Below are 12,480 nucleotides of genomic sequence, written 5' to 3' on the forward strand. Positions count from 1 at the left end.
CTGGACAATGGCCATGCCATTCTCGCCCGCACTGTACAGAACAACCAGCCCGCCCCCCATGATCAGGAACAGCAACAGCAGTAGCCACGGGTCCAGGTGCAGCCGGCTCATCCACCCGCCACGGCGGTTCAGGTGATCCGGCTCAAACGCAATCTGGCGTACGAACTCATGGCTCACGGCTGCTCTCCCCCGGTGACCCCATCATTCATCGTCCATCGCCCCCGGCACCGCCTGTTCCGTCAGCACCTCCGGGAAGCCATTGATCCATGCATCCGTCACCTGGCGCGCCACGGGGGCTGCCGTAGCACTGCCGCTGCCGCCGTTTTCCACCAGCACGGACACAACGATTTCCGGATCGTCAGCCGGAGCAAAGGCAACAAACAACGCATGATCCCGCATGCGCTTGGCGATTTCATCCTCGTCATACTCTTCCCCCTCCAGACTGAACACCTGGGAGGTGCCTGTCTTGCCCGCCATGCGGTAATTAAGACCCGGACTGATACGCCGGGCGGTGCCCTCCGAGCCATGCACCACGTCCTCCATGGCGTTGATGACGTATTCCCAGTCCGACTCACTGGCCATCTCGACCGGAGGACGCACAACGTCCGGAAGCAGATGCCGGGCCGGAATGTCGCCCTCGATGTAGCGCAGGTGGCGGGGCGCATGACGTTCTCCGCGGCTGGCGAGCACGCTGGTCGTCGCCGCCAGCTGCAGGGGCGTGGAGAGGAAATAGCCCTGGCCGATGCCCATGTTCACGGAGTCCCCAGGATACCAGGGCTCATTGTGCACCCGGCGTTTCCATTCCGGGCTTGGCAGGATCCCCGGAAGCTCGTCCCTGACGTCCAGGGAGGTAACGGTACCAAACCCGAAATGTTCCAGATAGTCAGCCATCATACCGCCGCCCATCTCGTACGCCATCTTGTAGAAATAGGTATCGCTGGACAGCACGATCGCGTCATACAGGGTCGTGTCCCCATGCCCCTGCCGCTTCCAGTTACGGAAGACCTGGCTGCTGTTCGGCAATTCATAGTAACCAGGGTCATAGACGATCTCGGACTGGGTCACGGTATCCGAGGCCAGCCCGGCGAGGGCAAGCATGGGCTTGATTGTGGAACCCGGCGGGTACTGGCCGCGGGTGGCACGGTTGAACAGGGGTTTGTCCAGCGAATCCCGGAGCTCGGCATAGCTCTCGTGACCAATACCGGTAACAAATTTGTTGGTATCAAACCCGGGGGTACTGACCTGCGCCAGCAGCCCACCCGTCTCGGGGTTAATGGCAACAATGGCGCCACGCCTGTCGCCCAGTGCTTCGTGAGCCACCTGTTGAAGCCGGATATCCAGGTTCAGGGTCAGGTCCTGGCCCGGACTGGGGTCCTCGCGCTCAAGTACCCGCATGACCCGGCCACGGGCGTTGGTTTCAACATTCTGATACCCCACTTCACCGTGCAGCTCCTTTTCGTAGACCCGCTCAATACCCGTCTTGCCAATGTAGTGGGTGCCCGCGTATGCCACCTGATCAATGCGGCGTGCATCCTGTTCATTGATCCTGCCCACATACCCCAGCACATGGGAGGTCAGCCGGCCATAGGGGTAGTACCGCACCAGCCGTGCCTCCATCTCCACACCGGGCAGGCTGTGACGATTCACGGCGAGTCTGGCCATCTCGGCTTCAGTCAGGTGGTAACGCAGCGGCACGGGTTCGAAAGGCCGGCGCCGTTCATCCAGCCGCTCACGGAAGTTCTCAACATCCCCCGGCGGAACGTCGACAATATCCCGGATCTCACCAATGAGGGCATCCATGTCCGACACCTGCTCCGGGATGACCGTCAGACTGAAAACCGGGCGGTTTTCCGCCAGCAGCACCCCATTACGGTCGTAGATCAGCCCCCTTGTCGGAGGCACGGGTTGCACCTGGACCCGATTGCGGTCGGAAATGGTGGTGTAGGTTTCGTGTTCGATGATCTGGAGGTAGTAGAAGCGGCCGATCAGGACCCCGGTCATCAGGATAACCACGATGATGGCCACGAAGGAGCGGCGCTGGAAGAGTTCCCGTTCCTGGCTGGTATTGCGGAGGGTGCCCCAGCTCATTGTCAGCCAGCCCTGTGGTAGGGATGGTTGCAGTTGATGCTCCAGGCACGGTAAAGCTGCTCAGCCAGCATCACCCGCACCAGGGGATGCGGAAGCGTCAGCGGCGACAGCGACCAGGCCTGATTGGCACGCTGCCGGCAGGCATCCGAGAGTCCTTCCGGCCCACCGATCAAAAAGGCCACGTCCTGCCCTTCCATCCGCCAGTGCTCTAGGCGCTCGGCGAGCTTCTCCGTGGACCACTGGCGACCGTCAATCTCAAGGGCGATCACCCACTCAGGGCCTCGCAGCGCCTTCAGCATCCGCTCGCCTTCATCCCGAACCGCGCGCGCCGTATCGGCCTGACGCCCCCGCCCACCGAGGGGCACTTCCGTCAGCTCCAGCCGCATTTCGCGGGGGAAGCGCCTGCGGTACTCCTCAAAGCCCGCATTGACCCAGTCGGGCAGTTTCTGCCCGGCGCTGATGACCTTCAGGTGCATGCTACTCCGTACCCGCGGCGCCCAGCCCCGGAGCATCCCGCCAGAACCGTTCCAGATCGTAGAATTCCCGGGTTGCCGGCAGCATCAGGTGGACGATGACGTCGCCCATGTCCACCAGCACCCAGTCACTGGTTTCACCGCCCTCGAGTTTGGGCTTGCTGTCCGCCTCCTGCTTGGCACGCTGTACCACTTCCTCAGCCAGCGAGTGGATATGGCGATTGGAGTTGCCCGAGGCGATGACCATGTAATCCGTCATGCTGGTACGGTCGCGCACGTCCAGTACAGCCACGTCCTGGCCCTTCATTGATTCGACGGCATCCACCGCCAGTGACTTCAGTTGTTCAGAATCCATAATCATCCTGTTTCAAGTCGGTACAGCCCCTGATCCCGAATGGTGCGCCAGACCGCATCCGGCACCAGGTAGCGGATTGATCGCCCGGCAACCGCCCGGCTCCGGACTTCCGTGGCCGCAATTTCCAGCAACGGCAACTCCATCACCAGAATGGAACCACTGGCACTGCGCTGGAGCTCAGCCGCTTCGGCTGCCCGGCGTTCCTGCAACATGGCTGCAACAGGCTCGGGGGGCGCCAAAGGAAATCCGGGTCTGTTGACCACGATTATATGGGCGAGCTCCGGCAGTTGCATCCAGCCGCGCCACTGATCGAAGGTGTTGAAGGCATCGGTTCCCACAACCATTGCCAGCGGGGTCTCCGCCCCCAGCTCAGACCGCAGCTGCTGGAGGGTCTCGCCGGTATAGGATACCCGGTCCTGGTCCAGTTCGCGGGAATCCACCATCAGTCCCGGCTCTTCCGCGACCGCGTCCCGCAACATTTCCAACCGGTGGGCGCCCTCCGCCCCCGGCTGATCACGGTGCGGCGGGCGATGGCAGGGCATGAGCCGGATGCGGGCACCGTCGAAACGTTCATGCAGCTCCACCGCCATCCGGAGGTGGCCGTTGTGGACGGGGTCGAAGGTGCCGCCCAGCATCACGTGCAGCATGCCGGCTCCAGGTCAATCACGGACATGGCCATCCCCGAACACAACGTATTTCTGGCTGGTCAGCCCTTTCAGCCCTACCGGACCCCGGGCGTGCAGCTTGTCGGTGGAAATGCCAATCTCGGCCCCGAGGCCGTACTCAAAGCCATCCGCGAAACGCGTGGAGGCATTGACCATCACAGAACTGGAGTCCACCTCCGTCAGAAAGCGCCGCGCCCGGGTATAGTTCTCCGTGATGATACTGTCGGTATGCTGGGAGCTGTAACGGTTGATGTGCGCCATGGCCGCATCCAGCCCGTCCACGACCCGGATCGACAGCACCGGCGCCAGGTATTCCGTGGCCCAGTCCTCCTCCGTTGCCTCACCGGCCTCCGGGAGAATGGCACGGGTAGTGGCGCAGCCTCGCAGTTCCACGCCGATACGCTGCAGCTGCTCGGCAATTGGCGGCAACAGGGATTCGGCGACGGGGCCATCCACCAGCAGGGTTTCCAGTGTATTGCAGGTGCCGTAACGCTGGGTCTTGGCATTGAGCGTCACGTTCACGGCCTTCTCCGGATCCGCGTCACGATCCAGGAAACTGTGGCAGATCCCGTCCAGATGCTTGATGACAGGCACCGAGGCCTCATTACTGATGCGCTCGATCAGGCTCTTGCCACCACGGGGAACGATCACATCCACGTACTCGGGCATCCGGATCAGGTGACCCACGGCCTCGCGATCGGTGGTTCCAACCACCTGCACGCCGGTCTCGGGCAACCCGGCTTCCCGCAGCCCCTGTGCCACGCATGCGGCAATGGCCTGATTCGAGTGCGAGGCCTCGGAGCCACCACGCAGCACCGTGGCGTTGCCGGATTTGATGCAGAGACTGGCCGCATCCACGGTGACGTTGGGACGGGACTCGTAGATGATGCCGATCACCCCCAGCGGCACCCGCATGCGCCCGACCTGGATACCGGACGGACGGTACTCCATATCCGTGATCACGCCCACCGGGTCCGTGAGCCCGGCGACCTGGCGCAGGCCCTCGATCATGGTATCGATGCGGCCGCCGGTGAGTTCCAGGCGGTCCAGCATGGCCTCATCAAGCCCCTTGTCACGACCCGCCTCCAGATCCTTACGGTTTTCCGCCCGCAGCGTCTCCCGGCTGGCGTCGAGCGCCCGGGCCGTGGCAAGAAGGGCCTCATTGCGCGCTCCGGTGCTCGAACGCGCCAGTTCGCGGCTCGCCGCCCTGGCCTGTTCACCCAGGGCCCGCATCATGGATTCTGTGCTCATATCCCTCCCAATCGGATTCCGCATCTGTTTTCAGGGCACTGCGGGAAAAGTACGCTATTATACGCGTGCGTGGGGCAGCGGATACAGCCTCGCATTGCAACACCGGGAGCTGATCATGGAAACGGAAACAGCAATGCCCGTACCACTGCGGTGGACCCTGCGGGCCGGATCCCTGCTGCTTTTGCTTCTGAGCCTCGCGATCTTCGCCGGGCACTGGCCCTGGCTGACGCCCCTGGCGTTCCTGGTGCCGCTGTCACTGTTCGCCGGCTGGGGCCTGTGGGTGGCAGGAGCCGGCTGCGCGGTTTTCCTGGCCGCCACACTCAGCCTGGGTCTGTCGTCCGAACTCGGCATGGCCCGCCACCAGTTCGTACCCATGCTGATCCTTGCCACCGGCCTGGCCGCGGTTTTCGTGTACCTGCGGGAATACAAGGCCGCCCAGCTGGCCCCCTTGCGACGCACCGACTCACTCACCCTCGCCTCCATCAGGGACTACCTCGACAGTGACCTGAACCGTGAGATCCGGCGGGGTGAGCGCGAAGGCACACCGGTTACCGTGGCTGTCCTGCATCTTGATGCCCCCGAAACCCCGCTCCCGGAACAGGATCAGAGCAACCTGATGGTGCGGCTCGGCCGGCTGCTGCATCGCACCCTGCGGGACTTCGACAGCTACTACCGCAATAATGAAACCGGTTTCATCATTGTGTTGCCAGCCACTGCGACACCCGATTCCGTCCGGACCATTGAAGGCATCCGCAGCCAGGCCAAGGACATGCTCACCCGCGAAGGGATGGAGCTGACGCTCTCGGCCGGCGTGGTGGGCGCCAATGTGGGCGATGACGCCCGCAGCCTTTCAGAAAAGGCCCAGGAAACCCTGCGCCGGGCCCAGAAACAGGGGGGCAACCGGACGCTTACATGGACGGACGCCGGAGGCACAGGTCATGACTGAAACCGCACTGCGCACCCGTACGAACAGCGTCGTCTATGCGCTGATGCTGCTGTGCTTCATGATCCTGGCGGAACGGAGCCTGCGTTACGGCTTCTACGAGCTGTTCTTCAGCGGCCTGACCATTACCGCTCTGGCGGCCGCCGGCATTGCCGCCACCCTGATCCGGCGACACCGCCAGCTTCAGACCCGCAGCCACCTGCTGATCCTGGTCCTGATGGCCATCATTATTCTCCAGGCCATTGCCCGGGAGCCGTCCCTTGCCTTCTACTGGCTCTACCCGATGCTGATGGCTGCCTTCCTGCTTCTCAGGGTCCACCAGGCCGCCGCCCTCTGTGCAGCTGGCCTGCTCCTCAGCCTGATCGCGGCCTGGAATCTGCCACCGCGGGAACAACTGACGCTCGCCGGCACCGCCCTGCTCCTGGCAGGCGGTGCCGGCTGGTTCGCGCGCCACTATCATGCCAGTGCCCGCTACGTGGACACGCTGACCATCGTGGACCCGGAAACCGGGGCCTACAACGAACGCAGTCTCAATGAGACCCTCAGCAGGGAGATCAGCCGCTCCGAGGCCACGGGCCACCCGCTGTCGCTGGCCCTGCTGAGGATCGATCACCGGGAGGAACTCTCCGGTGTTTACGGCGAGGACGCACTGACCGGGCTCAGTGCCGCCATCAGCCGGAGCCTGCGTACCACCATCCGGGCCGGGGACAGCCACTACCATCTGGGCGACGGCCGCTTCTTCCTGCTGCTGCCGTTCACCCCTGAAGAGGGGCTGCGGGTGACCGCGGAACGCGTGCGGCGGCTGCTGGGCGAGTCACGCTGGCCCACGGTGGAGAGCATCACAGCCAGCATCGGCTGTACCACGCGCTCGCCCGGGGAAACCTCGGCGGACTCACTGCGCCAGCGCTGTGAGAAAGCGCTCGGGGAGGCCCAGAGGCGCGGCCACGACCAGGTCTGGCACCTGGGCACTCAGGCTCACTCCATATCATCCACCAGCCGTGACAGCACTTCCAGCCGCTCCAAGGGGTCATCCATCTCCACCAGCGACTGACGCTGCTCAATAGCCAACGGCAACAGCTCCGTCAGCCGCCACCCGACCTGACGCGCATCGTCGTAGTCAATGGTCAGGCCGAGTTCCGCCACGGATGGATGCCGGCACAGCGCCGCCAGCAGCTCGGAAAGATCCTCGTGCCGCAAGGGCGTACGCGCCCGGGGCTCCTCGGGCAAAGCCACCACGTCACCGCGGTTGAGGCCATCCGTCTCCCGCCAGTTCCGGGCCACGGACACCTTGCCGAGACCTTCCACGGTAATGCCCAGCAAGCCGTTCTCCAGCGGCGAGAAATCCACCACCGAAACCTCACAGCCAATCGGATGGAAGGCGGCATCCGCGCTGGTATCACTGCCGCCCTGCTCAAGCAGAACCAGCACAAAGGGCTCCCGGGCGCGCAATGAATGGGTGAGCATGTCCATATAGCGGCGTTCGAAGAGCCGCAGAGGCAGGCGGCCGCCGGGAAGCACCACCGAGTTGAGAGGGAACAGTGCTCGATTCATAGCCGTGGCTCCCGGCGGACAGGGGTTACTCTTCGGGGCAACGCCCGTGCAGCATGGTCCAGTAACCGAACAGGTTCACGGACTCAATCCTCTCCACGTTCAGGCCCACATTCTCAAGCACCGGTTCCATGGGGAAGTCCGGATCAAAGCCAAGCGGCGCGGCCCAGCGCGAAAGCGCGGACTCGAACCGGCGGACAAGGGGATTCTCCTTGGCGAAGTGGTTAACGAAGATCACGTCCGCACCCGGCTTGGCGACCCGGCGCACCTCGCTCATTACCTTGTAGGGATCAGGCACCACGGAGAGCACGTACAGGACCATGATCTTGTCGAAGCTGTTGTCCGGGAAGTCCAGCGCTTCGGCGTCCATGTTGTACAGCTCGCAGTTGGTCAGGCCGTGCTTCTGGATGCGCTTCTCGGCCTTGTCGAGCATGTCCTGTGAAATATCAACGCCAGTAACATGGATATCCACGTCATCGGGATATTCCGGCAGCGAAAGGCCTGTGCCCACGCCCAGCTCGAGGACATGATCCCCGGACTCAAACTGAAGAGAGTCCATGGCCACATGCCGGCCGTTCCGGAACACCAGCCCGAACACCCAGTCGTACACCGGTGCGTAACGCTTATAGGCACCCTTGATGCTGTCGTTGTCCACTTTCTGTACTCCCTCGATTCAAGAAGGTTGATACAGTACCAATCACGGGTTCGCTCGTCATCTCCCTTGGGGGCAGACAGCCGGATTACAGGCGCGTTATAGTTCCCGGATCGGCTCTGAATCCAGGTCATACCATCGTGACTGACAACCGTTTCTCCGAGGAAAGCGCCCTGAGCGCCGCCGAGGCGCTCCAGCATGTGCTCGCCAGCCGTACCCACAAGCGCAAGGTTCTGGGTGAGGAGCGCATCGTGCCCGGCCAGCTGGGCGAGGCATTGGGCCTTCCTGCCATCATTCACCGCCTTCAGAGTCGCAGCGGCCCGGTCCGCAGCGAGGCCACGGAACGCTTCGAAGCCATCTGGGACACACTCTCCGAACGTTCACGCCAGCGCGTGCGCGAAGCGCTCGACTGGTACGACCCGCGTGAACTCGACTGGGAAGACCCGCGCTCCAACCGCCGTCCGGTCGAGGATCACTGACTGCGCGAGTGCACGTGCTGCTGCAGGTAGAGCCCGGTGATGACCAGTGCCAGCCCCACCACCGTTGACCCCAGGATCGGCTCGCCCACGATGAGCGCTATAAAGCCCAGCGACAGCGGGGGTGAAAGAAAGATCAGGTTGCTCAGGCGCGAGGTATTGGTGGCCTTCTTCATGGCCAGCAGCCAGAGCACGAAGGCGATCCCCATCTCGAAGGCACCCACCCAGGCGGCTCCGGCCAGCCCCTGCCAGGCAGGCCACTGCCAGCCATCCCAAAGAGCCAGAACCAGAATCAAAGGCCAGGCTACCAGGAAGTTCAGCAGCAGACCGGCAACCGGCTCGCGGGTATCACGGGTATTGAAGATCCAGTAGAACGCCCAGACCAGTGTGCTCAGAAGGGCCAGCACCACGCCCGGCCCGTTTGAGAGATCAAATGCCAGCGGATCCCCGCGCGTGGCGATGATGAAGACACCGCTGTAGCAGATCAGTCCGGCAAGGGCGTCCACCGTCTTCAGCCGGTGGCCCAGAAACGGCACCGCCAGGTAGGTGAGCGTCAGGGCCCAGGTGTAGTTGATGGCCATCGCCTCCTGCGCCGGCAGCAGGTCATAGGCGCCGAACAGCAGGATGTAGTAGAGGATCGGATTGATGAGTCCGAACCCGAGGGACAGCAGCAGCCCCTTCCGCCCCGGGCGCAGGGTCTCACCCAGGCGCCTCTGCCACGCCTGCCAGGCCACGAGCACCAGTATGGAAAAGGTCACCCCCCAGAACATGAGCCCGGTGCGCGACAGGTGTTCCAGCGAGATCTTGAAGGCCGTCGCCGCCGTCGACCACAGCAGCACCGTGGTCACGCCCAGAATCATGGCCTGGCGCTGATCATTCATCTCAGGCGAAAACCGTGACCGTCTGCTGGCTGCGGGCCACCAGCTCGCCCTCGGCGGTCCAGATGCCGGCCCGGGTAAGGCCATAGCCGTCCCGGGCCTGATCAATGGTGGCGCGGTAGAGCAGCCAGTCGGAGGGACCGATGGATGGCATGGGGTGCACCAACTCCATGGTCCAGCTCAGGGTACTGGCCGGCGCCGGCTGGCTCAGGTGCGGCAGCACGGCCGGAGGCCAGGTATCCACCAGGGCCACAAGGTGCGAATGGGTGATGGCCGGCGGCGCCTCACTGAAGCGCATCCAGCCTCCCATGGTGCGGTCGCTTGAGCCACTGAACGGAAACCCGCCGAGACAGAACCGCAGATCGTAGTGGCGCATGAAATCCGGGGTTACGCCCTCGATCTGCGGCATCGGCTGCGCGGAACCGGGATCCGGCGCTTCCGGGGCAGCCTCCTGATCCACCGAGACCACGGACTCCCGGCCGGACCCGAAACTGCCCATGGCCACCATGACAGTGTCACCGCCCTGGTGGATACGGCTCTCCACTTGGGTTACCGCCTTGCCCTGGCGCAGGATCTCCGCACTCACATCAACAGGCTGGTCCGGCGCCGCCGGCCCCACGAAGGAAACCGCCAGCGAGCGCAGTGGCCGCTCATCCACCAGCTGCCCCCGCATGGCCTCATGGGCCATGGCCGCCAGAAGCCCGCCAAACGTGGCACGCCCCTGGCCCCAATCCGGAGTCAGATCAGCCCGCCCTTCCCGGGCGGCGTGCATCAGGTTGTCGAAATCACTCATTCAGACCTCTCCCCGGTCGTAAACAACAATGCTGTAAGGGTAGCGGTTGGCTTCCTCGCCACCGGCATGATCCACGCGTGAAACCTCCTCCCAGCGGCTGAGATCCACCTCCGGGAAAAAGGTATCCCCCTCCACCTCGGCATGGACCTCGGTCAGATAGAGCCGGTCCGCCACCGGCAGCGCCTCCGCGTAGATCTGGGCTCCACCAATGACCACGGCCTCCTCGGCGCCATCGATCAGCCCCTGCTGTTGCGCCTGCTCCAGAGCCGCCTCCAGGGAGTGCACCACGCAGACGCCCTCCCCCGACCAGGCCGTATCCCGGGTGAGCACGATGTTGCTGCGCCCGGGAAGCGGGCGACCGATGGATTCATGGGTGCGGCGCCCCATGATGATGGGCTTGCCCATGGTGGCCTGCTTGAAGTACTGGAGCTCCTCGGGCAGATACCAGGGAAGACGGTTATTACGGCCGATCACCCGGTTCCGGGCCATGGCGACCATCAGTGCAATGCGCATGAACAGACCTCAGATGGCGATGGGGGCACGGATTACCGGGTACGGATCATAACCCGTAATACGGAAATCCTCTTCCCTGTATTCAAAAAGACTCGACGGGCAGCGTCGCAGCGCCAGCTCCGGCAACGGGCCCGGCGTGCGGCGCAGCTGCTCGTAAACAATCTCGTCGGTCAGGTGATTCTGGTACAGGTGCACATCCCCGAAGGTATGCACGAAATCCCCGGGCTCCAGGCCGGCCTGCTGGGCCATCATGCAGGTGAGCAGGCTGTAGGAGGCGATGTTGAACGGCACACCCATCGCAATTATACGACTGAATTTTTGCACAATCAGTGTGGGTGGGTGGGCTGAACCACCAATATGCGCTTGTGCAAAAATTTTTATGCACAATCGATCGTGACTAACACCAACCCAGGAGGCCCAAATAATCATACGATTTTCAATAACCTACGGTTACCAAACTAAGATTTTTATTCCTCAACTTGTTTCTGATGCACTGTGCAAAAATCAAAAAGCACCCTCGCTCCCTCGAAAGGGTGTCTTCAAAAGATGCTTCAAGGAGCCAGGTCCTCACCTTCCCTAGCCCGGATTTCTCACGAGAAGGCAGTAAAAGGAAGGAAGAAGCGGCTTAAAGTGCTAGAATTTCAGGACCTTACACCAAAAATCCACACCAAAAGCCGCTATCCAGAATGGTACCTGAAAAACTCGCCTTCTCGCCACTCGGTCGCTGCCTCATTGAAGCCGATTTCTCCGGTAGCCATATCAGTTCCGATGCCGGATTGCTGCTTCTGCGTGAAGTCGATAAACACCACGGCCTGACCCGCCACCTCGCTGGCGCACTGAACGATTCACGCACGAGCCCGAAGGTTCGCCACTCACTGCCATCGAGGGTGGCCCAGCGCGTGTATGGGCTGGCAGCCGGCTACGAGGACTTCAACGATCACCAGCAACTGCGCTTTGACCAGATCCTGCAAAGCGCCATCGGCCGGGATCAGCCCCTCGCCGGCAAGTCCACGCTGAGCCGGATGGAACGCGGCGTGGATCGCCAGGCGGTTGTCGAGGCTCACCGGGTAATGTGACAGCAGTTCATCGACGAAGATAAGGCGCCACCGAAAGAGCTGGTTCTGGATTTCGATGGTACCGACATTCCTTTGCATGGTGAGCAGCTGGCCAAGCACTTTATCAGTCTATTATCCCGACGAGCGACCCACCTTCAATTCTTTGAAACAACTTCAAATTTGGAGAAAAAATTCTCCGCTATTTCCGTTGATTTTATCGCTGAAGTTTCAAGAAGCCTCGCACAAAGTAACTCGATCTCCTGCTGGGGAACCTTAGATTCTGCTAACTCGGTTACTAGGCGGCGAACTTCAACAACTAACCGTTGGAGGTTATCATAAGTTAAAACATAAGAGTTATGCGCTTCGGCTTGGTCTGTAGACAAGCTATTTGGGTGGACCGAGACTCTAAGTGAACGATAGTCTTTATACTTCTCTTTAAACCATTCGTCAGCCACAAGAAGCTGGCCATGGTTGTCTTTTGTAAGAGGATTATCTGATTTCTTACGGCTCTTCGCCTCCATTACAACGCCTACGTCATCGGGCATTAGCCATAATACATCCGGTCCTTTCCCTTTATCATCGAACCTCTCTGCAGTAAAACCGAGATACTTCCCAAGCTCAACCAATGACTGCTCAAAATTCGAAGCTGAGGCTTCCTTATTCAAACCACTTACTGCGTTTTCAAACTCATTTATTGCTCCGCGCCGATACTTATAATGAAAAAATAGTGCGGCAATTTTCTTTGCTTGTGAGCTGGGTGGGCTTAACTTTTGGTAAGGCGGTTCAATTT

General features: G+C 61.8%; 14 protein-coding genes and 2 pseudogenes. 4 read left to right on the forward strand and 12 right to left on the reverse strand.

Translation table 11 applies throughout. From position 1 onward, the window contains the following. Positions 1 to 201: 201 nt before the first annotated feature. The 5 genes from mrdA to QZ501_RS12650 are packed head-to-tail and all read right to left on the reverse strand — an operon-like array spanning position 202 to position 4,832. Positions 202 to 2,088: a penicillin-binding protein 2 gene (gene mrdA, locus QZ501_RS12630; protein ID WP_160898659.1), complete on the reverse strand. Its 1,887-nt coding sequence runs from the start codon at positions 2,086 to 2,088 to the stop codon at positions 202 to 204. Positions 2,089 to 2,090: 2 nt separating this feature from the next. Then, positions 2,091 to 2,564 (reverse strand): 23S rRNA (pseudouridine(1915)-N(3))-methyltransferase RlmH, encoded by a 474-nt coding sequence (gene rlmH / locus QZ501_RS12635; RefSeq protein WP_151440849.1) that lies wholly within the window; start codon positions 2,562 to 2,564, stop codon positions 2,091 to 2,093. 1 nt (position 2,565) lies between these two features. Continuing rightward, positions 2,566 to 2,916 (reverse strand): ribosome silencing factor, encoded by a 351-nt coding sequence (rsfS, locus tag QZ501_RS12640; protein ID WP_151440848.1) that lies wholly within the window; start codon positions 2,914 to 2,916, stop codon positions 2,566 to 2,568. Between the two features lie 2 nt (positions 2,917 to 2,918). Then, positions 2,919 to 3,563, reverse strand: a complete 645-nt coding sequence (nadD, locus tag QZ501_RS12645; RefSeq protein ID WP_295719949.1) for a nicotinate-nucleotide adenylyltransferase — start codon at positions 3,561 to 3,563, stop codon at positions 2,919 to 2,921. Positions 3,564 to 3,575: 12 nt separating this feature from the next. Further along, a complete protein-coding gene (locus QZ501_RS12650; protein ID WP_295719951.1) occupies positions 3,576 to 4,832 on the reverse strand; it encodes a glutamate-5-semialdehyde dehydrogenase in 1,257 nt (418 codons plus the stop codon). 115 nt (positions 4,833 to 4,947) lie between these two features. Here QZ501_RS12650 and QZ501_RS12655 point away from each other — a divergent pair, with 115 nt between their 5' ends. Next, the gene (locus QZ501_RS12655) at positions 4,948 to 5,778 is read left to right on the forward strand and encodes a diguanylate cyclase (protein ID WP_160898661.1); all 831 of its coding nucleotides are present in this window, start codon (positions 4,948 to 4,950) and stop codon (positions 5,776 to 5,778) included. Further along, the gene (locus tag QZ501_RS12660; protein WP_160898662.1) at positions 5,771 to 6,826 is read left to right on the forward strand and encodes a GGDEF domain-containing protein; all 1,056 of its coding nucleotides are present in this window, start codon (positions 5,771 to 5,773) and stop codon (positions 6,824 to 6,826) included. Before QZ501_RS12655 ends, QZ501_RS12660 begins: the two co-directional genes overlap by 8 nt. Here the strand turns inward: QZ501_RS12660 and QZ501_RS12665 are convergent. Together QZ501_RS12665 and QZ501_RS12670 are read right to left on the reverse strand one after the other, a co-directional pair. Further along, complete coding sequence (locus QZ501_RS12665; protein WP_151440844.1) at positions 6,751 to 7,326, reverse strand: LON peptidase substrate-binding domain-containing protein; 576 nt, start codon at positions 7,324 to 7,326, stop codon at positions 6,751 to 6,753. The genes QZ501_RS12660 and QZ501_RS12665 overlap by 76 nt on opposite strands. A 25-nt stretch (positions 7,327 to 7,351) precedes the next feature. Then, a complete protein-coding gene (locus tag QZ501_RS12670) occupies positions 7,352 to 7,978 on the reverse strand; it encodes a methyltransferase domain-containing protein (protein ID WP_095617985.1) in 627 nt (208 codons plus the stop codon). A gap of 137 nt (positions 7,979 to 8,115) precedes the next feature. Here QZ501_RS12670 and QZ501_RS12675 point away from each other — a divergent pair, with 137 nt between their 5' ends. Next, positions 8,116 to 8,454 carry a hypothetical protein gene (locus tag QZ501_RS12675; RefSeq protein WP_295719957.1) on the forward strand — a complete coding sequence of 113 codons (339 nt, stop codon included), beginning with the start codon at positions 8,116 to 8,118 and terminating at the stop codon, positions 8,452 to 8,454. Here the strand turns inward: QZ501_RS12675 and QZ501_RS12680 are convergent. The 4 genes from QZ501_RS12680 to thyA are packed head-to-tail and all read right to left on the reverse strand — an operon-like array spanning position 8,448 to position 11,064. After that, positions 8,448 to 9,332: a DMT family transporter gene (locus tag QZ501_RS12680; RefSeq protein WP_295719959.1), complete on the reverse strand. Its 885-nt coding sequence runs from the start codon at positions 9,330 to 9,332 to the stop codon at positions 8,448 to 8,450. The two genes, QZ501_RS12675 and QZ501_RS12680, sit on opposite strands and share 7 nt — an antisense overlap. A 1-nt stretch (position 9,333) precedes the next feature. Then, positions 9,334 to 10,122: a thioesterase family protein gene (locus tag QZ501_RS12685; RefSeq protein ID WP_295719962.1), complete on the reverse strand. Its 789-nt coding sequence runs from the start codon at positions 10,120 to 10,122 to the stop codon at positions 9,334 to 9,336. After that, positions 10,123 to 10,635, reverse strand: coding sequence for a dihydrofolate reductase (locus QZ501_RS12690; protein ID WP_151440840.1), 513 nt, complete (start codon positions 10,633 to 10,635; stop codon positions 10,123 to 10,125). A 9-nt stretch (positions 10,636 to 10,644) separates the two neighbouring features. Continuing rightward, on the reverse strand, positions 10,645 to 11,064 hold the full coding sequence (gene thyA, locus QZ501_RS12695) for a thymidylate synthase (RefSeq protein WP_363174786.1): 420 nt from the start codon (positions 11,062 to 11,064) through the stop codon (positions 10,645 to 10,647). A gap of 257 nt (positions 11,065 to 11,321) precedes the next feature. Here thyA and QZ501_RS12700 point away from each other — a divergent pair. After that, positions 11,322 to 11,798, forward strand: a pseudogene (locus QZ501_RS12700) (transposase); the annotation flags it as partial. Between the two features lie 47 nt (positions 11,799 to 11,845). Here the strand turns inward: QZ501_RS12700 and QZ501_RS12705 are convergent. Beyond that, positions 11,846 to 12,480 (reverse strand): annotated as a pseudogene (locus tag QZ501_RS12705) (helicase); the annotation flags it as partial.

Source organism: uncultured Halovibrio sp. (assembly GCF_913056445.1).
Lineage (GTDB): Bacteria > Pseudomonadota > Gammaproteobacteria > Pseudomonadales > Oleiphilaceae > Halospina > Halospina utahensis_B.

Bases quoted from the DNA above. Each gene is read 5' to 3' on its own strand.
- mrdA (WP_160898659.1), bottom strand. From the start codon at position 2,088: ATGAGCTGGGGCACCCTCCGCAATACCAGCCAGGAACGGGAACTCTTC.
- rlmH (WP_151440849.1), bottom strand. From the start codon at position 2,564: ATGCACCTGAAGGTCATCAGCGCCGGGCAGAAACTGCCCGACTGGGTC.
- rsfS (WP_151440848.1), bottom strand. From the start codon at position 2,916: ATGGATTCTGAACAACTGAAGTCACTGGCGGTGGATGCCGTCGAATCA.
- nadD (WP_295719949.1), bottom strand. From the start codon at position 3,563: ATGCTGCACGTGATGCTGGGCGGCACCTTCGACCCCGTCCACAACGGC.
- QZ501_RS12650 (WP_295719951.1), bottom strand. From the start codon at position 4,832: ATGAGCACAGAATCCATGATGCGGGCCCTGGGTGAACAGGCCAGGGCG.
- QZ501_RS12655 (WP_160898661.1), top strand. From the start codon at position 4,948: ATGGAAACGGAAACAGCAATGCCCGTACCACTGCGGTGGACCCTGCGG.
- QZ501_RS12660 (WP_160898662.1), top strand. From the start codon at position 5,771: ATGACTGAAACCGCACTGCGCACCCGTACGAACAGCGTCGTCTATGCG.
- QZ501_RS12665 (WP_151440844.1), bottom strand. From the start codon at position 7,326: ATGAATCGAGCACTGTTCCCTCTCAACTCGGTGGTGCTTCCCGGCGGC.
- QZ501_RS12680 (WP_295719959.1), bottom strand. From the start codon at position 9,332: ATGAATGATCAGCGCCAGGCCATGATTCTGGGCGTGACCACGGTGCTG.
- QZ501_RS12685 (WP_295719962.1), bottom strand. From the start codon at position 10,122: ATGAGTGATTTCGACAACCTGATGCACGCCGCCCGGGAAGGGCGGGCT.
- QZ501_RS12690 (WP_151440840.1), bottom strand. From the start codon at position 10,635: ATGCGCATTGCACTGATGGTCGCCATGGCCCGGAACCGGGTGATCGGC.
- thyA (WP_363174786.1), bottom strand. From the start codon at position 11,064: ATGATTATTTGGGCCTCCTGGGTTGGTGTTAGTCACGATCGATTGTGC.